The sequence below is a fragment of the Thalassolituus sp. genome, assembly GCF_034111725.1.
Lineage (GTDB): Bacteria > Pseudomonadota > Gammaproteobacteria > Pseudomonadales > Oceanobacteraceae > Thalassolituus.
On the sequence record NZ_JAWUWR010000025.1, the window covers coordinates 1 to 19,367 of the forward strand.

At 46.9% G+C, this 19,367-nt stretch carries 14 protein-coding genes; 9 read left to right on the plus strand and 5 right to left on the minus strand.

Annotated features, from left to right (window positions below):
• The 4 genes from atpD to UXZ23_RS03665 form a co-directional block, all read left to right on the plus strand.
• Positions 1 to 869 (plus strand): F0F1 ATP synthase subunit beta (atpD, locus tag UXZ23_RS03650; RefSeq protein ID WP_320819289.1); only part of this gene is annotated, 869 nt, incomplete at its 5' end.
• Between the two features lie 62 nt (positions 870 to 931).
• Entirely contained in the window at positions 932 to 1,360 is a 429-nt protein-coding gene (locus tag UXZ23_RS03655) for a F0F1 ATP synthase subunit epsilon (protein WP_015488777.1), read from the plus strand.
• 159 nt (positions 1,361 to 1,519) lie between these two features.
• Positions 1,520 to 2,107, plus strand: a complete 588-nt coding sequence (locus UXZ23_RS03660) for a hypothetical protein (RefSeq protein WP_320819290.1) — start codon at positions 1,520 to 1,522, stop codon at positions 2,105 to 2,107.
• A 67-nt stretch (positions 2,108 to 2,174) separates the two neighbouring features.
• On the plus strand, positions 2,175 to 3,080 hold the full coding sequence (locus UXZ23_RS03665) for a LysR family transcriptional regulator (RefSeq protein ID WP_320819291.1): 906 nt from the start codon (positions 2,175 to 2,177) through the stop codon (positions 3,078 to 3,080).
• Between the two features lie 18 nt (positions 3,081 to 3,098).
• On the opposite strand, the gene cynS is transcribed toward UXZ23_RS03665, so the two are convergent.
• The 3 genes from cynS to UXZ23_RS03680 all read right to left on the minus strand — a co-directional run bounded on the left by cynS (position 3,099) and on the right by UXZ23_RS03680 (position 7,114).
• Complete coding sequence (gene cynS, locus UXZ23_RS03670; RefSeq protein ID WP_320819323.1) at positions 3,099 to 3,539, minus strand: cyanase; 441 nt, start codon at positions 3,537 to 3,539, stop codon at positions 3,099 to 3,101.
• A gap of 195 nt (positions 3,540 to 3,734) precedes the next feature.
• Entirely contained in the window at positions 3,735 to 6,164 is a 2,430-nt protein-coding gene (locus UXZ23_RS03675) for a putative bifunctional diguanylate cyclase/phosphodiesterase (protein WP_320819292.1), read from the minus strand.
• The gene (locus tag UXZ23_RS03680) at positions 6,161 to 7,114 is read right to left on the minus strand and encodes an ABC transporter substrate-binding protein (protein WP_320819293.1); all 954 of its coding nucleotides are present in this window, start codon (positions 7,112 to 7,114) and stop codon (positions 6,161 to 6,163) included. Before UXZ23_RS03680 ends, UXZ23_RS03675 begins: the two co-directional genes overlap by 4 nt.
• 539 nt (positions 7,115 to 7,653) lie before the next feature.
• On the opposite strand from UXZ23_RS03680, the gene UXZ23_RS03685 reads away from it, so the two are divergent.
• From UXZ23_RS03685 to UXZ23_RS03705, 5 genes are read left to right on the plus strand one after another with little or no spacing between them, the layout of a single operon-like run.
• Positions 7,654 to 9,117: a circularly permuted type 2 ATP-grasp protein gene (locus tag UXZ23_RS03685; RefSeq protein ID WP_320819294.1), complete on the plus strand. Its 1,464-nt coding sequence runs from the start codon at positions 7,654 to 7,656 to the stop codon at positions 9,115 to 9,117.
• Positions 9,117 to 10,052: an alpha-E domain-containing protein gene (locus UXZ23_RS03690; RefSeq protein ID WP_015488768.1), complete on the plus strand. Its 936-nt coding sequence runs from the start codon at positions 9,117 to 9,119 to the stop codon at positions 10,050 to 10,052. Before UXZ23_RS03685 ends, UXZ23_RS03690 begins: the two co-directional genes overlap by 1 nt.
• Positions 10,053 to 10,076: 24 nt before the next feature.
• Positions 10,077 to 13,454, plus strand: a complete 3,378-nt coding sequence (locus tag UXZ23_RS03695; RefSeq protein ID WP_320819295.1) for a transglutaminase family protein — start codon at positions 10,077 to 10,079, stop codon at positions 13,452 to 13,454.
• Between the two features lie 57 nt (positions 13,455 to 13,511).
• On the plus strand, positions 13,512 to 16,040 hold the full coding sequence (locus UXZ23_RS03700) for a circularly permuted type 2 ATP-grasp protein (protein ID WP_320819296.1): 2,529 nt from the start codon (positions 13,512 to 13,514) through the stop codon (positions 16,038 to 16,040).
• The gene (locus UXZ23_RS03705) at positions 16,040 to 16,918 is read left to right on the plus strand and encodes a transglutaminase family protein (protein ID WP_320819297.1); all 879 of its coding nucleotides are present in this window, start codon (positions 16,040 to 16,042) and stop codon (positions 16,916 to 16,918) included. Before UXZ23_RS03700 ends, UXZ23_RS03705 begins: the two co-directional genes overlap by 1 nt.
• Before the next feature lie 70 nt (positions 16,919 to 16,988).
• Here the strand turns inward: UXZ23_RS03705 and UXZ23_RS03710 are convergent, their stop codons facing one another.
• Together UXZ23_RS03710 and argH are read right to left on the minus strand one after the other, a co-directional pair.
• On the minus strand, positions 16,989 to 17,600 hold the full coding sequence (locus tag UXZ23_RS03710) for an outer membrane beta-barrel protein (protein ID WP_320819298.1): 612 nt from the start codon (positions 17,598 to 17,600) through the stop codon (positions 16,989 to 16,991).
• A gap of 211 nt (positions 17,601 to 17,811) precedes the next feature.
• Positions 17,812 to 19,209, minus strand: coding sequence for an argininosuccinate lyase (gene argH, locus UXZ23_RS03715; RefSeq protein ID WP_320819299.1), 1,398 nt, complete (start codon positions 19,207 to 19,209; stop codon positions 17,812 to 17,814).
• Between the last annotated feature and the right edge of the window lie 158 nt (positions 19,210 to 19,367).

Sequence of the window (19,367 nt, forward strand, 5' to 3'; positions counted from 1 at the left end):
GTGTTGGTGAGCGTACTCGTGAAGGTAACGATTTCTACTACGAAATGGCTGAATCTGGGGTTGTTGACCTTGATGATAAAGTTATATCAAAAGTAGCAATGGTTTACGGTCAGATGAATGAGCCGCCGGGTAACCGTTTGCGCGTTGCATTGACTGGTCTGACGATGGCTGAGAAGTTCCGTGACGAAGGTAAAGACGTACTGTTGTTCGTTGACAACATCTACCGTTACACCTTGGCGGGAACGGAAGTATCTGCACTGTTAGGCCGTATGCCTTCAGCGGTAGGTTACCAGCCAACTTTGGCAGAAGAGATGGGTGTTCTTCAAGAGCGTATCACTTCTACTAAGACTGGTTCGATCACGTCTATCCAAGCGGTATACGTACCTGCGGATGACATGACTGACCCAAGCCCAGCGACTACCTTCGCTCACTTGGACTCAACAGTATCTTTGTCTCGTGACATCGCTTCTAAGGGTATCTACCCAGCGATCGATCCACTAGACAGTACTTCACGTCAGTTGGATCCACTGGTTATCGGTAACGAACACTACAACGTAGCTCGTGGTGTTCAGGGTGTTCTTCAGCGCTATAAAGAACTGAAAGACATCATTGCGATTCTGGGTATGGACGAACTGTCTGACGAAGATAAGCTGCTGGTATCTCGTGCACGTAAGATCGAGCGTTTCCTGTCTCAGCCATTCCACGTGGCAGAGATCTTCACAGGCGCGCCTGGTAAGTACGTATCTCTGAAAGAAACCATCCGTGGTTTCCAGGGAATCCTGAACGGTGACTACGATAGCCTTCCAGAACAAGCGTTCTACATGGTTGGTACTATCGATGAAGCCGTCGAGAAAGCCGGTAAAATGTAATGGGCGGGCAGGCACCGAGTAAGTTGTCCGGTGCCAGCCTCCTCTGATCAGAGGATTAGATTATGGCGATTACCGTCCACTGCGATATCGTCAGCGCCGAAGAGAATCTTTTCTCTGGCCAAGTTGAGCGCGTAGTAGCATCAGGCATTTTGGGTGACCTTGGTATTGAACCAGGCCACGCCGCTTTGATCACTCCGTTACAGCCAGGTCCAGTCCGTATTGTTAAGCAAAACGGTGAAGAAGAGATTGTTTACGTCTCTGGTGGTTTTCTAGAAGTGCAGCCCAATTCAGTCACCGTGCTTGCCGATACTGCGGTTCGTGCAGACGATCTGGATGAAGCAGCCGCTCTGGAAGCGAAGAAACATGCAGAGCAAGCGATGGAAAATCAAGGCGGCGACTTTGATTACTCACGCGCTATGTCTCAGCTGGCGATTGCTGCAGGTCAACTGCGTGCTATCCAGCAAATTCGTGAGAAATTGGGTAAGCGTTAAGCGAGCCGATTTTTTACGATTAAAAACCCGTGCTGTTATGCAGTGCGGGTTTTTTTGTGCCTAGTGGTTATTGCTATCATTTAATACTAGTGACAAGTATTTGCCAGCAATAGCTTGGCTGCCCATAATAGCGCTTTATGTCTAGCGCAAGGGAATGCTATGAAAGCTTCGTTGTACGCCGCGATCTGTGGCTGTTTGTTCACCTCATCTGTCTACGCTGTTGATTATACGGGACAGGACCATTGGTATATTGGTTATCAAATGGGTACTGGCACCGGACATGATCGGGTTGATGGCGGTATTGAGGCTGAAGAAGATTTTGAACACACCAATTCGCAATTGACCTTAGGCGCTGTCGGAAAAGGGGGCGTTCGCTTTGAAATCAGTTACAGCAAGTTTTATGTAGAGTATGACGTCGATGGCTCAGACGAAGAATTAGCAGGCTGGGATTTCGATTTAATCGTTCCATTTACCCAAGCGCGAGTGCGGCCCTATGTTACTGCTGGCTTGGGTGTTTATAAATATGAGGGAACTGAAGAGTTTTTTGCTACCCGCGATGGCAATGTTGGCGGTCACTCGATCAATGCTGGGGCCGGCATTCTGGTTTATGTAATAAAAGAATTTGAATTGGATGTTTCCTACCGCTACAAACGCATTTCTTGGGAGCATTTTACCGTTGGTGGTGAAGACGTTAATTGGGTTACACCAATGAGTGGGCTGCAATTTGGTGGTCGCATTCTTTTTTAACACGGCTGGCTAGTTAGATCGTCGGAGGTATACTTAATGCCTTTGACGAATAGCTGGGCGCGCGAATATGCAGAACATTAATATCTCTCGGGTCGATTTAAATTTATTCGTCGTTTTTGATGCAATATACCGCGAAGGAAACCTGACTCGCGCCAGTGAGCAATTGAACCTATCGCAACCAGCCGTCAGTCATGCTTTAGCGCGCTTACGTGAGCGCTTTAATGATCCGTTATTTGAACGTTCCGGCAAAGGTATGGCACCAACGCCGTTAGCAAAGGCGATTGTTGGGCGTGTGCGCGCTGCTTTACAAGATCTCGAATCGACTCTGACCGAAGGTTTGGCGTTTGATCCTGGTTTGGCGAGTCGTATCTTCACGATGGCAAGTCGTGATGTGATGGAAGCCGCAGCCTTACCGCATTTGATGCAGCGCTTGCAGGCGAGTGCTCCGCAAGTGCAGTTGCGGAGTATACGGGTCGCGCGTAGGGATATGGAAAACGCGTTAGCCAGTGGTCAAATTGATTTCGCAGCGGATGTGTTGCTGCCAGTGTCTGATCAAATTCGTCATCAAGCGTTGGGAAGTGAAACACTCGTCGTAATTATGCGTCGGGGTCATCCGTTAGCGTCAAAGCCATTGGATCTGGATGAATATGTGAATAGCCGTCATATTTTAGTGTCTAGTCGGACGGAGGGGCAGGGTGTTGAAGATTTTGCGTTAACGCGATTGGGTAAGGTTCGACAGGTTACTTTGCGCTGCCAGAACTACTACGCGGCGGTGCAAGTGGTAGCCAATACCGATTTACTATTAACGTTGCCGCGCACCTATGCCGAGCAGATGCAGGTTCAGACGGGGCATATTATTCAGCCTTTGCCATTGCCATTGGAGCCGTTAGAAATACAGTTATATTGGCATGTTAAGTCGACCAGAGATCCAGCTGTTATGTGGCTGAAAGAGCAAATGGTCGACTTATTTTAATATCCAGTTTTGCTAGAACTACCAGCTCTTATAAGGGAGGAATTTACCGTTCAACGTCAATAAAACGCGGTCGCCTTTCGGATCTTCAATTTTGTCGACTTCCATTGAAAAGTCGATGGCGCTCATGATGCCATCGCCGAATTTTTCCTGAATAACTTCCTTTAATGTTTCGCCGTAAACGCCAATGACTTCATACAAGCGGTACACCAAAGGGTCGGTAGGGACAGCTTGATCCCAAATCTTGGTCGGATAAGCTTTAAGAGCTGTGCAAACTTCTGCGCCTAATCCAAGGTATTCGGTTATGGCTTCGGCCTTCTCTGCCGGAGCACTATTCATTCCTAAACAAGCGGATGTCAGCCAAACTGGTGACATGCCAAGATCCTTACCAATCTTCTCCCAAGTTAAGCCTTTTTCCAGTTTGGCAGCGATGATTTGCTCGGTCATGGTAACTTTATCGATCATGTTGGACTCCGTTTGAACTCTAAATCCCATTGTCATTTTCGAACTGATACAGGGATTATTATTGTTTTAGCGCACTGTTATGGCGCAAAAAAAAGATCTAAGCGTGACGGTTCAGCGCTTATTTCGTTAACCTAGGGTGTGCTTAGCAATGTGAGTGCCAGAGACGTGGATGCCAGCCTGATAAGTGTCTTATTAAGCGCTGTGACTACGAATAAATTTGAGAAAATTTTCTTCGGTTAGTGGTCGGCTAAACAGATAGCCTTGAAAGGAATGACAGCCATGACGAGATAGATAGGTGCATTGATCATTGGTTTCGACACCTTCTGCTATGATATCCATTTTCAAGTTACGGCCTAGCTGGATAATTGAGTCGACAATGCTGATTGGGGTATTCGCATCGAGAATATCCATTACAAACGAACGATCAATTTTCAGCTTATTAATAGGGAGTCGCTGAAGATAGCTGAGTGATGAGTAGCCTGTACCAAAATCATCCAGTGCGAAAGTAAACCCGAGTAGACTCAGAGCGCTCATTTTTTCACGAATGACATTCTTATCACCCATAAACAATGTCTCTGTTAATTCAAGCTCAAGTAACTTCGGACATAACTTATGAAATCTAACTGCTTCTGCAATAAAGTCTTCAAAATTCGGATCCATAAATTGCGCGGCGCTAATATTAATCGCTAAACGGCTAAAACTTGGCGGTAATATACTAGCGTCGCGCCATTGCTTTAATGTCCGGCAGCTTTCCATCACTAACCATCGCCCCAGCGGCAGTATTAAGTTGGTTTCTTCTGCGGCTGAAATGAATACATCAGGGCTGACTGATTGGCCGCGATTTACCCAGCGGCATAATACTTCTGCACCAATAATATGGTCTTCGTCATCGAGCTGTGGTTGAAATACCAGCGAGAAGGCGTTATCTAGAATGGCTTGGTGGAGGTCATTAAATAGGTGCAACCGCTCTTTCGTTTTTTCTTGCATACTGTGATTGTAAATACAGACTTGGCTTCGCCCCAGTGCTTTGGCTTGGTACATAGCCGTATCAGACTGGCGGATTAAATCACTTGCGGTAATACCGTCATGAGGAAAGCAAGCGATACCAATACTGGCAGATAGATGGAAGCTATTCACATCAATTGTAAAAGGCTCTTTAATCGCAGATAGAATCTTCATTCCCAGTGTTTCGGCATATTTACTTGCTAATAACTCGGTGGAGGTAAGCGTCCCGCTTAACACTAAAAATTCGTCGCCCCCAAGTCGTGCGATAAGGTCATTTTGATCTGTCGCAGACTTAAGACGTGTTGCGATATCGATTAAGAGTTGGTCTCCAATAGGATGTCCGAGCGAATCATTAATATTTTTGAAGTGATCTAGGTCGATAAATAATACCGCTCCCCAGCTGGCTTCCTCTTGCGATTGCGCTATTTTTTGCTCAATTCGATATAATGCCAAGCGGCGATTCGCTAGCTCTGTTAGGGGATCAAAATTAGCCTGATATTCAATTAGCTCCTGCTTGAGTTTAATGTCACTTATATCTCTGACTAGCCAGAGCACTCCGCGTGAAATATCGTTATTTTCCTGATCAATGAGAGGCACCATTCGTGATTCGAAAAAAACATTATCATGGCTAAATTCATGAATGATCAACTCGCGAGTATCAATTGTTCGCTGTTTGCTTTCTTCTAGCAATGCCACTTCAGATAGGTTTACCCATGCGGTAAATGGTGTGTCGATCAGATCTCTATTTAAGCGGTCGACAGAGCTGGTGCTATTGCCAAAACGGCCACGAATGATGCCATTACTGTCTACTACGAAAGCGATATCAGGGAAGCCAAGCGTGAACGCACTATTCAGCATATGTTGCTGTTCGATTTGGCGCATGGAGTCATTTAAATGCAGACTAAGTCCATTGAAGGCGTTTTCTAGATAGATAAACTCTGTCGATGTGTGAGTTTCTATCGTGTCTCCCACTCGTCCCTCTTGCAGCAACTTAGTGAAGGTGACAAGTCGTTGTAAAGGTTCTAATACATGTTGTCGCACGATATGACTCTGACCCATTTGATACAGGATTATCATAGTTATGACGATTGATATTTTCTGTAATAGTCCCAGCAGCATGCTGTTGTAGTCTTGGTGGGAATCGTAATGTGCGTACACCCAAGCGCTGGAGTTATTACGAGATTTTTCAGAAAGAATTTGAATAGGGATTAGTGCGTAAAATTGATCCCGATGACGTGATACCTGAAATATACGAAGCTTTGGATCGAGACCATTGGTCGATAAGTTTCTACTAAAAGCGGCACCAATATCCGCTCTTTGAGTAGCCAGTTGTACTTGCTGATTTCTTTCGTCAAATAATGCCAAATACAGTAAATGAGGACGCGTTGCCATATTGCTTAAGCTTTGGTCTGCTTGACTCCATTCTTCGTTCAGCAGTTGTTGCTGCATAACAATACGCAGACTTTCGAGATCATACTGAATTTTGCTTTTCCAGCTTTCTTCAAATAAGCCAAGTCGATTTTGAAAAAGGAAATATCCAAGAACCATCGTAGTGACGCCGAGCGCCAATAATGACCAATACATGAGCAAGCGTCGAATGGAATAGCGTCGCTTCATTTTGTTGCCGATACAAATTGGTCGGTGGTAAAGCGCGATAGTGCAGGTTTTCTGGATATCAGGTGTTGCTGAGACATTAACTCTATAAGATTATTTGCCGTTCGGCTTAAATACGAATGCTCGCCAGATAATAGACGTTGATTTTCTTCAGGGGTGGGAAGTATGAGCTTGTCATAGATTTTTGGTAGCTCCTCAGATGATAGCCGCAGGCGCTGGTTGATCACGGCAAATGCATTTGAGTTGCGCTCAACAATTAGTTGTCGGGCCTTGAAATAACCATTGATAACAGTGCCTATACGTTTATCTTGGTTGTTGACGAGCTGGCGATTAAATACGAGGACGTCGACGATTTGTCCATTGATTTGCGAGCTGTCAAATATGGTCTGTGCACCGACATCCGCAAGCTTAGTTGAATACGGCTCGAATGTTACCAAAGCATCAATTTCGTTGTCGATATAGGCGCCTCTGTGGTCCGGAATAGGCAAATATTTGATATCGACATCTGTGTTGGATAAGTTGGCGGCTGCTAATACCGAATCGAGCATCAGAGCGCCTACTGCGGTTGTTTCTGCTGCAATACGTTTACCCTTTAGGTCCGCGAGTGACTTGATTTCTGGGCGAACCATAACAACATCAGCACCATTAGATATGTCACACACCATAACCACTACCAAATCTAAGCCTTCAGAAGATAGGGTTATAACTTCGTCTAGTGTCAATGCAGCCCCTTCTAATTGCCCCAAACGTATCGCATTCATGACATCGGTAGCTGACGGTAACTCAATCAGCCTAATATTTTGATTTCTGTAGTGACCAAGCCGTCTCGCCAAGTAAAACGGTTCATAACCCGCCCAAATATTGGTGCCAATACGCAGTGGTACCTCAGTCGGCAAGCATGCCGCGACCAGTCCGAGAGAAGCAATGGTTATCAATATCCATATGGCACGCACTATGATAGAAAGCCCTAATGTTAGTTATTCCCCTTGAGTTTAGCAGAGCTTGGTTAAATCGCCTGACGTTGAGCGGTGTGTCGTTGGAGAAGATGCTCGACGTTTGGCTAATGGTATCTGACCGTTATATGTGGTCCGCTTGATTGCTTGTAGCATTAGGGTTAGGAGTTCATATGTCAGTCGTTGATAGAGGTAATAATGAGGTGGACACCTTGGGATCGAGATTTGAACGGATTTTCTATCGTTACTTCGCGTGGTTTCCAATTTTGACCCTACCGATGTTAGTGTGGGACTTAATGGCTGCTGGTGACATGGCGCCAGGGCTGATCATCGGGTTGATTCATGCCGTGTTGGTTTTTCGATTCGTCAGTGTCAATAACGTCCCAAGCTGGTTTCGTCGAAAGTAGCAATATTTCTAATTACTACTGGCGAAAGACGACAAACTCAATCACAGTGTGCTCAACCCTTGCGGCTAGGCACCTTCGGGTGTTCTACTCATCCGCTGATAAAGCTAAATTTAATTCCCGTCAGAGACTTCTATGCCAATCGATTGGAAGCAATATGAACTTCAGGAAAATTTCTTCGACGAGCTAATCAGCAGCCCTGGCAATGCTCGCCAGCCTGCTAGACAGCTAGTCAATTACCTAAGTTCACTGTCAGAAGATGACATTAATTCGCGCAAAATTGCCGCCGACTCCACAATCAAAGATATGGGTGTTTCGTTCACTGTTTACACCGAAGGTGGGAACATTGACCGCGCCTGGCCTTTTGATATTGTGCCGCGCGTGATTTCTAAAACTCAATGGGACAAAACAGCGGCAGGCTTAAAGCAGCGCTTGAAAGCCCTGAATATGTTTATTGACGATCTTTACCATGATCAAAACATTATTCGAGACGGCATTATTCCCGAGTTTATTCTCAAGCAATCAAAGAACTACCTTAAAGAGTGTGAGGGTGTGAGTCCGCGCTTCGGCGTTTGGGCGCATATTTGTGGCACCGATTTGGTACGCGATTCTGATGGTCAGTTTTATGTGCTGGAAGATAATTTACGGGTGCCATCGGGTGTGTCTTATATGCTAGAGAACCGCTCAATTATGAAGCGCGTTTTGCCTGAGGTGTTCGAGAAGGTCAATATCGCCCCTGTTGGTGATTATCCTGAGCATTTGTTCAATACTCTCGTAGCATTATCGCCACGCGATATTGCCAAGCCTGTGATTGTGGTTCTTACGCCGGGGATTTATAACTCGGCTTATTTTGAGCACGCGTTTTTAGCTCAACGTATGGGTGCAGAGCTCGTTGAAGGTAGTGATCTCGTTGTTCAAGACGATGATTGCGTTTATATGAAGACCATTGCCGGTCTTGAGCGTGTAGATGTGATCTATCGCCGTATTGACGACTTGTTCTTAGATCCTGAGGTATTTGATCCGACATCGGTATTGGGCGTTGCTGGTTTAATGCGCGCTTGGAGCGCAGGTAATGTTGCGCTCGCTAATGCTCCTGGGGCAGGTGTTGCCGACGACAAAGTAGTGTATGCATTTGTGCCGGATATTATTCGTTACTACCTAAAAGAAGAGCCGTTAATACCTAACGTTGAAACCTTCTTATGTTATGACGATGAGCAGCGCGCCTATGTGCTTGATAACCTCGATAAGTTAGTTGTGAAGCCGGCTAACGAATCCGGCGGTTACGGCATGTTGGTTGGGCCACATTCCACTAAGAAAGAGCGTGAAACATTCGCTGAACTTATTAAAGCGAATCCGCGCAATTACATTGCCCAGCCGACATTGGCGTTATCAACCGCGCCAACTTTGGTGGGTAAAAACAAATTAGAGCCACGTCATTTGGATTTGCGACCATTTATTCTGCAATCCAAAGATACCTATGTAACAACCGGTGGTTTAACCCGCGTTGCTATGAAAAAAGGCTCCCTGGTGGTCAACTCCTCCCAAGGTGGTGGTAGTAAAGACACTTGGATCGTAGATACCACAACGGGCAATCGCTAATGCTATCTAAAGTTGCTGAACGAGTTTATTGGGCTGCTCGCTATATTGAGCGCGTAGAAAGTACTGCACGCTTGGTCAATATTTATGACCAGTTATTATTTGATATGCCGCGTCAGGTCAACTTCGGTTGGTACAACCTGATCGTGATTAATAGCTTGGAGCAAGATTTCAACGATCGTTACTCGGTGCGTGATGAGCGTAACGTGGTGAAGTTTTTATTGGGCGACGATACCAATCCTTGCTCAATTGTTAGCTCGCTACAAAGTATTCGCGAAAACATCCGTACCACGCGTGATGTTATTCCAGCGGAAGCTTGGGAGATGGTTAACGAGTTGACCCAGTTCGTACAAGAGAACCTGAACCAAGGCATCAATCGCAGTAATCGCCATGAGTTTCTTGATCACGTGATTAAGGCCTGCCAGCAAATTGTCGGTCTTATGTTTGTGAACATGTCCCGTGATGAAGCTTGGGATATGTTAATGCTTGGTCAAAATATTGAACGCGCTGATATGACAACGCGTAACTTGGATGCCGCTATTGCAGCGATTTTACAAGTTGAGGACGATGAATTTGCGGTTAACTCCCGTCAGATTATTTGGGCTAACGTGTTGCGCTCACTTAACGCTGACCAACCGTTCCGTCGGGCGATGCGTTGCAGTATTAAGGGCGCGCCGGTTGTTCATTTTTTACTGGCGGATGACCACTTTCCACGTGCCATTACTTATTGCTTGAACACCATTATTGCGTCTGCCAAAGCCTTGCCTAAATCTAAAGATGTTAAGCGTGAAGCGGATGCCCTTCACAAGGTCGTCATTGCCAGTACCAATAGTGAATCATATGGGTCGTCGTTTCGTGACGATTTGAACGAGCTGCAGATAGCGATACAAAATTTGCACCAGCTCATTGGCAGAACTTGGTTTCTGTCAGAACAGTAGATACCCGCCGGGGCAGGAAACACCATGACCATTACCGTTGCTTTGCAGCATAAGACGTATTACGACTTTGATCGCCCAGTGAATTTGTCTGCGCATGTCGTGCGTTTACGTCCAGCACCGCACTGCCGCACGCCAATAAAAAGCTATAGTTTAAAAGTAGAGCCAGAGCATTTCATTAACTGGCAACAGGATGCTTACGGCAACTTCTTAGCGCGTTTAGTTTTTCCCGAAAAAACCAAACGATTAGCGATTGAAGTCGAGGTTATCGCGGATATGACCGTGATTAATCCGTTTGATTTCTTTATTGAAGAGTATGCTGAAGAGTTTCCATTCGCCTACGACAAGCAGCTGCGTAAAGAGTTAAAAGCGTATTTGCATTGTGAAGAGCAAGGTCCGCTGTTCAAAAAAATGGTTGAAAGCATCACTAAAGATAAGATGCGCACCATTGATTATTTAGTGACAGTGAATCAGAAAATCCAAAGCGCGCTTGAATACGGCGTACGCATGGAGCCGGGCGTACAGTCACCCGAAGAAAGCTTAGAGCTGGCCAAAGGTTCGTGCCGTGATTCGGCATGGCTTATGGTGCAAGTATTGCGTCATTTAGGTTTGGCAGCACGTTTTGCTTCTGGCTACTTGGTTCAATTAACGTCGGATGAGAAATCACTTGATGGTCCGTCAGGTCCAGAAGAAGATTTCACCGATTTGCACGCTTGGTGTGAAGTGTTTTTACCTGGCGCTGGCTGGGTGGGCATGGATCCAACATCCGGTTTGTTTGCTGGAGAAGGTCATATTCCTTTGGCGTGCACGCCAGATCCTGTGTCTGCAGCCCCCATCAATGGTGCTACCGATAAGTGTAAGGTGACCTTTAGCTATACCAACGAAGTGACGCGTATCCATGAAGACCCGCGCGTGACTAAGCCGTATTCGGATGCCGAATGGGCGGACGTATTAGCACTTGGTGACAAGGTCGATGACCTTCTCGAAACCAATGATGTGCGCTTAACCATGGGTGGTGAGCCGACCTTCGTATCGATTGACGATATGGAGTCAGCACAATGGAATACGGCCGCTCTAGGTAAAGATAAGCTAGCACTAGCGAAGACGCTATTACTGCGTTTGCGCGATCATTTTGCCCCACAAGGCCTGCTGCATTACGGCCAAGGTAAGTGGTATCCGGGTGAAGAAGTACCGCGCTGGGCATTGGGCTTATTCTGGCGCACCGACGGCGAGCCAATGTGGCGCCGACCTGAGTTGCTAGCGCGTGTCGATAAAGATTACGGCCATACCGAGAAAGATGCGGCTAAGTTCATAGAGAAGCTGGCCAAGCGTTTGCGACTTGATGGCGAATGTATTCAAGCAGCCTATGAAGACGGTTTGCATTATCTGTTGGCGGAACAAAATCTACCGGTTGATTTCGAACTCAGTATTGCCAATGCGAAGGACGATCTAGAGCGTCGTCGTTTGGCTCGCGTGTTGGATAAAGGTTTGGACACTCCAAGTGGTTACGTACTGCCAATAGACTGGGATATGTACTCAGAAGGCTGGCGTTCTAGCCCGTGGGAATTCCGTCGTGGTCGATTAACCCTGATCCCTGGTGATTCGCCAATGGGATTGCGTTTGCCGTTGGGTAGCTTACCGCCGCCAACGGAAGAACAGCTTATTCAAGAAGCCGATGCGATGCGCGATCTTGCTCCTCTAGCGAGTCGTGATCAGATCATTCAGGCTTCTGCAAAAGGCCAAGTCGAAGCTAAGCAAGCGACACCTAAGCATAGCGAGCAGCCGAATCCAGCTGACGATAAAACACCCGCTAAAGATCGCTGGAAAAATCTGGTGCGTACCGCTGTGTGTGTTGAGCCTCGCGAAGGTAAATTGCACATTTTCTTACCGCCTATGCCATATCTTGAAAGTTACATTCAGATCATGGCCTTGATTGAAGAAACCGCTGCTGAATTAAATACACCAGTGATTATTGAAGGTTATGAACCGCCTCGTGATCCGCGTTTGCAAAAGCTGCTGGTCACACCCGATCCGGGTGTAATTGAAGTGAATATTCATCCTGCGAGCAACTGGCGTGAGATGGTTAGTAATATGACTGAGCTGTACGAAGCAGCGCGTCAAACGCGTTTGTGCGCGGAAAAGTTCATGCTTGATGGTCGCCATACTGGTACGGGTGGTGGTAACCACATTACGCTCGGTGGTAAAACGCCTGCGGATAGCCCTATGTTGCGTCGTCCAGATTTGCTACGCAGCTTTGTTACCTATTGGCAGAACCATCCATCGTTGTCGTATCTGTTCTCTGGTGCCTTTATTGGCCCAACCAGTCAGGCGCCGCGTGTCGATGAAGGCCGCGACGAGAATTTGTACGAACTTGAGATTGCCTTTGCGCAAATCCCAGAAGGCGAAGTACCGCAGCCTTGGTTGATTGATCGTCTGATGCGTAACCTCTTGATCGATTTGACCGGTAACACTCACCGTGCAGAATTTTGTATCGATAAGTTGTTTGCGCCGGGTAGTCCAGCTGGGCGCCTGGGTCTGCTTGAATTCCGTGGTTTCGAAATGCCGCCACATGGCCGCATGGCATTGGTTCAAGCTTTATTGATTCGTGCTCTGGTCATTCGCTTCTGGAAAAATCCGTATAAGCAAAAACTAGAGCGCTGGGGCACGCGTTTGCATGATCAGTTCATGTTGCCGCACTTTATTTGGGAAGACGTCAGTGAAGTCGCCAAAGACTTGCAAGCTCATGGTCTCGATTTTAAGGCTGAGTGGCTATTGCCATTCCGTGAATTCCGCTTCCCGCATTACGGCACATCGACGCTGGGCGATATCCAGCTAGAGCTGTGCTGGGCGGTTGAGCCGTGGCATGTACTGGGTGAAGAAGTCTCAAGCTTTGGTACTGCCCGCTATGTGGATTCGTCGGTAGAACGCGTGCAGGTGAAAGTCACTGGCATGATAGGTAGTCGTTACATTTTGGCCTGCAATGGTCGCCGTGTACCGCTGCGTTCAACTGGTCGCAATGGCGAATTCGTGGCGGGTGTTCGTTATAAAGCATGGGCGCCGCCATCGTCATTGCATCCAACAATTGGCGCGCAAGCTCCGTTGGTCTTTGACTTGATCGATACATGGAATGGCCGCTCAGTGGGTGGTTGTGAATATCACGTTACCCACCCAGGTGGTCGTAGCTACGATACATTCCCTATTAATGCCAATGAGGCCGAATCGCGCCGAGTGAATCGCTTTGCTGAAATGAACCATACGCAGGGGGCTTATTCTCCGCGTCCGGACGTTGATGCCTTGCGTCAGTTCTTCCCGAAAACCGATCCTCGTCCGATGGCGCCACCGCCTGAAGAGTCAACGGACGAATATCCACTGACTCTTGATCTACGGACGCCAATGGGAAGCTGAGAATGTTGGCTAGTTCTGACATAATGCAGATAACTTATTTATCTGCAGGCTTTCCTCATGTCCATTGATCCGGCTGTTATCTTGCCCGCCGGGCTGTCTTACCCACCTGTCGCCGGAAACGGCGATGAGGTGCGTGACAATGAGGGTCATATTCTCCCGCATTGGTCATATCTTTTAGAAAGTATCGCAGAGCTTGGCCCTGAAGCCTTTAGCGAGCGCCAAGCGAAAGCATTGCGTATTCTGCGCGATGATGGTGCTACCTATAATATATACAGCGACGCTAAATCCCCTTCCCGCATTTGGAATCTAGATCTTGTTCCCAATATCATTAGTAGTGATGAATGGGGGGCGGTAGAAGCTGGCTTACAAGAACGTGGCGAGTTATTTAATTTATTGCTTCGTGATATTTATGGCCCGGGTAAGCTGCTACGCCAAGGTATCATTCCAGCTGAAGCTTTGTTTAGCCATCGTGGTTTTTTACGTGCTTGTCATGGCATAACCGTTCCGGGCGAGCATGAACTTATTTTGCATGGCGTTGACCTAATTCGCGATGACGATGGCAAGATGCTGGTCATTGGTGATCGCACACAGTCGCCAAGTGGCGCTGGTTATGCGTTGGAAAATCGTACTGTTATGTCGCGGGTATTTCCGAGTTTATTCCGTGACAGCCACGTCCACCGTTTAGCTGCTTTCTTTCAGCAGCTGCGTAATAAACTTATCAGTTTGTCGCCACACAGCAGCCGCTCGCGCATTGCTGTGCTCACCCCAGGCCCTCGTAACGAAACTTATTTCGAGCACGCATATCTAGCGAACTATCTCGGTTTCTATTTGGTTCAAAGCGACGACCTTGTTGTACGCAATGGCTTCTTATGGATGAAGTCCCTTGATGGTTTAAACCGCGTTGACGTATTACTGCGTCGCGTTGACGATTGGTATTGTGATCCGGTCGAGTTGCGCAGCGATTCACGCTTAGGTGTTGCCGGTTTATTAGAAGCCGTGCGTGCAGGTAATCTTATTGTTGCAAATCCGCTAGGTTCTGGCGTACTAGAAAATCCGGTATTTTTGCGCTATTTACCCGACATTTCCAAAGCCTTACTTGGACGCGAGTTGCGTCTACCTTCGGTTCAAACGCATTGGTGTGGAGAGCCTGAAGATCTCGCTTATGTGCTCGAACATTTACCTGAATTAGTTATCAAACCGATTTATCGTACGAGTGGCATAAGCAGTTCGGCAGGCGCATTACTAACCCAGGCTGAACTAGTTGAGTTGCGTTTACGCATTTTGGCGAATCCTGCTCAGTACGTTGCCCAGCCTGTGATGGCGGCTAGCTATTTACCTAGTTTCCAAGACAACCAGTTATTACCTCGCCCTGCTATTTTGCGCAGTTTCGCGGTCGCTAGTAATAATTCGTACAGTATTATGCCCGGTGGTTTAACCCGAGTGGGTGGCACTGAGAGCGAATTTATTATTTCTAGTCAAAGTGGAGCGAACAGTAAAGATACTTGGGTTGTTGCTTCTGAGCCTGAGCGTTTACTCGAAAGTAATTCGCGCGGCGACGATCTGCAAATTCGCGAAGCCGAAAATATTAACTTGCCAAGCCGCGTGCTTGAAAATTTATATTGGATGGGGCGTTATGCTGAGCGTGCCGAAGCGTCGCTGCGTATTTTACGCACCACTTTTATGCTGCTTAATGGTGAAGAGCCATTAACACCTCGTCTGCGCCAGAAATTTCGTGCGGCGGTGGCTAAAGTCACCACAACGGTATTGGTTGGTGATTTAATCAGCGATCAGGATTTAGTGCGACAGTTGCAGGATGGCGCTGTACTCAGCAGCATTGCCAATAATCTTAACTCCATGCTGTTCTGTGCTGATGAAACAAAAGAATTATTATCGTCCGATACGTATCGGGTTATTAACGATATTCGTGATGCGTTAGCCGATTTAAATAGCACTTTCACGGTTGCGCGTTTGTCGGCTCCGGAGGAAGCACTCGATCCTTTAGTAACCGCATTGATGGCGCTATCGGGTTTAAATCATGAAAGTATGATTCGTGGTTTCGGTTGGCGCTTCATGGAATTAGGTCGTCGCTTAGAGCGAGCAACGCAAAGCAGCGCCCTAATGAATTGCTTGTTATCAACTGTGTTGCCTGAGCCAGAACAGTCTCGCGTTAACGAAGCATTGCTATTAACTCTCGAAGGTTTAATTAGTTATCGTCGTCGTTATGGTGCCCGAACTGCAATTCAAACCAGTTTAGATTTAGTGCTACTGGATGGCGATAACCCGCGTTCTATTATTTATCAGCTAACTCAAATGTTAGCTCATGTACGTAAATTGCCGAACTCAAAAGGTTATTTACACGAGCTACCACCGGCGGAACGCATCATGGTAGAAGGCAGTGCGCTTGTGCGACTGTCGTCATTAAATGATATGTGTGCTGATGTCGATGGTACGCGTTTACAACTTAAAAATGTCCTTACGGAATTAGAAGCCTTGTTACTGCGAGCCAGTGATATGATTACCGATCGCTACTTTGATCACCGTGAACAATCTCAGCAGTTGGTCAGTAGTCAGTGGGAGGGTGTGTAATGCGCTATCGTATTCGTCACATTACTGAATATCGTTACGCCAATCGGGTCTCGCATTGCTATAACTTAGCGCACATGATTCCACGCAGCACACGTCGTCAAACCTGCATAAACAGTCGCATTGATGTGTCTCCGACAGTAGCGCAAGGAACACGCCGTACCGATTATTTTGGTAACAGTGCCTACCACTTTGAAATTCAAAAACCTCATCGCGAATTAGTGATTACTTCTAGCTGTGAAGTTGAAACGGGTTCGCAAATTGGCGATGCAAATTTGGATATTGGTCGTACTTGCGGAGAGGCGCGTAAACAGATGGCGCGTGCGCGTTCTGAGGACGTAATCCTTGCCCGTGAATATCAATTAGAGTCGTCAATGATTCGTGCAGATGATCAATTGCGCGACTTTGCTAAAGACTTATTTAGTGACGAGCGCCCATTACTAACGGCCGTGTCTGATTTAACTCAGCGTATCTTTGAAGAGTTTTCTTACTCTCCCGCAGCGACAACTATTGCAACGCCAATTGCAGAAGTAATGGCCAGTCGCAAGGGCGTTTGCCAAGACTTCGCTCACTTACAAATCGGTTGTTTGCGCGCGATGGGCTTTGCCGCTAAATATGTCTCAGGTTATTTAGAAACCTTGCCGCCTCCCGGACAAGAGAAAATGGTCGGTGCAGACGCGACACACGCGTGGCTTTCTATTTATTCGCCGGGCGAGGGTTGGTTCGAATTTGATCCAACTAACAATACCATGGCGGGTGAACAGCACATTATTACCGCATGGGGGCGAGACTTTTATGATGTTACGCCGTTGCGCGGCGTGATTTTCGGCGGTGGTAGTGATCCTGCGATGACAGTTTCCGTAGATGTAACACGGATTTGATTTGTGTTAATTGCATGAAATAAAAAACCCGCATAAGCGGGTTTTTTTATGGATAAAAATTTACTAATTTTTAAAAGAAGTACATAGACGCGCCAGCACCTAATTTTAATCCGTTCGTATCGACTTTAACGCCGGCTTCATCATATTCTACAGAGTAGTCCATATATTCAGCGCCGAAATTCAAACTGATATTTTCACGCAAGAAGTACCGAAGTTCTGCTTTTAGATTAACCCCTGTGCCTGAGGCTTTGTCATCAACAATATCATTTTCAATTTTTTGAGAAGCGAGTACGAAGCCCGCAGCAAAGTTCGCAGATGCATCATCGTTGAGTGGTAGGTTAAATGATACATTTGGAATCAGTAATGAACTGGTCTGTGTTTCTTCACTATCATCTTCATATTCGGTTTTTTTAGAAGCGTATATCTGGCGTAAACCTACTGCTACGTTATCGCGAAAATAGTAACTAACTCCGAAACCTATGTCGAAAGAGGTTGAATCAATAGTTGTAGATGAAGATGAAGATGAAGATGAAGATGACTTTAACTCAGTGGATGTATTGGTTACTCCTAAGCCTGAGTTACCAGCTATTTCAGTCGTGCCCATAGTGATTTCATGAGCCTGAGAGAAGCTGCTGATTGATAGCGCTAAGGCACTTAGGCCAAGAGTTCGTAATAATTTCATAAATACTCCGATGTCTAATGAGGCCTCGGAGCAGTTATTTTGAATAATATTGAAGATGCCGTCCGGGGCTATTGTCTCGCCTAGTCCTCACGGCGAGGTCGTATTATGTCCGATATTCTGAAAATGTATAGACTTGATTATTAGCTTAATGGCGAAAATCAAAGAAAAAGACCCGCATAAGCGGGCCTTTTTCTACTGATCGAGCTAGGCCTTAGCCGCGAGTAGTGATTAAATCCTTTGCTCGTAACGCCGCTGCACGCACTTGATCAGGTGCGGTGCCACCAATATGGTTGCGGGCTGCAACTGAGCCTTCCAGCGTTAGTACATCAAACACCTCAGCGGTAATTTCATTAGAGAATTGTTGCAACTCTTCTAGTGACATTTCGCTTAGGTCCTTGCCAGTTTTTAAACCATAAGCCACGGCTTTACCGACAATTTCGTGCGCATCACGGAACGGAATACCTTTGCGCACAACGTAATCGGCTAAATCAGTCGCGGTAGAGAAACCGCGCATTGCAGCTTCGCGCATATCTTCTTTACGAGCGATTAAATTCGGGGCCATATCGGCGAACGCACGCAAGCTATCGCGCAGGGTATCGGCGGCATCAAACAACGGCTCTTTATCTTCTTGGTTGTCTTTGTTGTAGGCCAATGGCTGTGACTTCATCAGCGTCAGCAAGCTCATTAGGTGGCCATACACGCGACCGGTTTTACCACGCACTAATTCCGGCACATCGGGATTCTTCTTCTGCGGCATAATTGAAGAGCCAGTACAAAAGCGATCCGGTAAGTCGATAAAACGGAATTGTGCGGAAGCCCAAAGCACTAACTCTTCTGAGAAGCGTGAAAGGTGCATCATGATCAAGGCACCCGCACTGGTAAATTCGATGGCGAAATCACGATCGGATACCGAATCTAAGCTGTTTTCTGTGGGTGCATCAAAACCCAGTAATTCAGCGGTGTAATGACGATCAATTGGGTAAGTAGTTCCAGCTAAGGCAGCAGCACCTAATGGCAACTGATTCATCCGTGCACGGCAATCTTGCAAGCGCGAGTAGTCACGCTCAAGCATAGAGTTCCATGCCAATAAGTGATGACCAAAGGTTACTGGCTGCGCTGTTTGCAGATGGGTAAAGCCCGGCATGATAGTGTCGGCTTCTTTTCCTGCTAATTCGATCAAGCCTTGCTGTAGGCGAGTTAGTTCAGCACTGATACTGTCGATTTCGTCGCGTAGGTATAGGCGAATATCAGTGGCAACTTGGTCATTACGCGAACGTCCAGTGTGCAGTTTTTTACCTGTGATACCGATTTTTTTGGTCAGTGCGGCTTCGATGTTCATATGAACGTCTTCCAAAGCCACTGACCATTCAAATTCGCCGCGTTCGATTTCAATGCGCACTTCTTCAAGACCGCGCAAAATATCGTCGCGTTCTTGCTCAGTTAATACGCCGACTTTGCACAGCATTTTCGCATGGGCAATGGAACCTAAGATGTCTTGGCGGTACATGCGGCGATCAAAGTCCACCGACGCAGTAAAGCGGGCAACAAAGGCATCGGTCGCTTCGGTAAAGCGGCCTCCCCAAGAAGCGTTGGTGGTTTGATCGGACATAGTGCACCTCATAAATCTGGATAAACGGCGTGGAGGATAAATAATGGCGCGAATTATAACCGTTTGGCAGGCGAAATGTCGCCGTTTGTGCAGCTTTGCGTATGAGTATGCTTGCTGCTGAGGCGCGCGCACGACAGACTAGCGTTAACCTAATGATG

What these genes read in the sequence shown, in the direction of transcription:
- UXZ23_RS03710 (WP_320819298.1), bottom strand. Translation starts at nt 17,600, where the DNA reads ATGAAATTATTACGAACTCTTGGCCTAAGTGCCTTAGCGCTATCAATC.
- UXZ23_RS03660 (WP_320819290.1), top strand. Translation starts at nt 1,520, where the DNA reads ATGAAAGCTTCGTTGTACGCCGCGATCTGTGGCTGTTTGTTCACCTCA.
- UXZ23_RS03675 (WP_320819292.1), bottom strand. Translation starts at nt 6,164, where the DNA reads ATGAAGCGACGCTATTCCATTCGACGCTTGCTCATGTATTGGTCATTA.
- UXZ23_RS03665 (WP_320819291.1), top strand. Translation starts at nt 2,175, where the DNA reads ATGCAGAACATTAATATCTCTCGGGTCGATTTAAATTTATTCGTCGTT.
- UXZ23_RS03705 (WP_320819297.1), top strand. Translation starts at nt 16,040, where the DNA reads ATGCGCTATCGTATTCGTCACATTACTGAATATCGTTACGCCAATCGG.
- UXZ23_RS03685 (WP_320819294.1), top strand. Translation starts at nt 7,654, where the DNA reads ATGCCAATCGATTGGAAGCAATATGAACTTCAGGAAAATTTCTTCGAC.
- UXZ23_RS03690 (WP_015488768.1), top strand. Translation starts at nt 9,117, where the DNA reads ATGCTATCTAAAGTTGCTGAACGAGTTTATTGGGCTGCTCGCTATATT.
- UXZ23_RS03695 (WP_320819295.1), top strand. Translation starts at nt 10,077, where the DNA reads ATGACCATTACCGTTGCTTTGCAGCATAAGACGTATTACGACTTTGAT.
- UXZ23_RS03655 (WP_015488777.1), top strand. Translation starts at nt 932, where the DNA reads ATGGCGATTACCGTCCACTGCGATATCGTCAGCGCCGAAGAGAATCTT.
- UXZ23_RS03700 (WP_320819296.1), top strand. Translation starts at nt 13,512, where the DNA reads ATGTCCATTGATCCGGCTGTTATCTTGCCCGCCGGGCTGTCTTACCCA.
- argH (WP_320819299.1), bottom strand. Translation starts at nt 19,209, where the DNA reads ATGTCCGATCAAACCACCAACGCTTCTTGGGGAGGCCGCTTTACCGAA.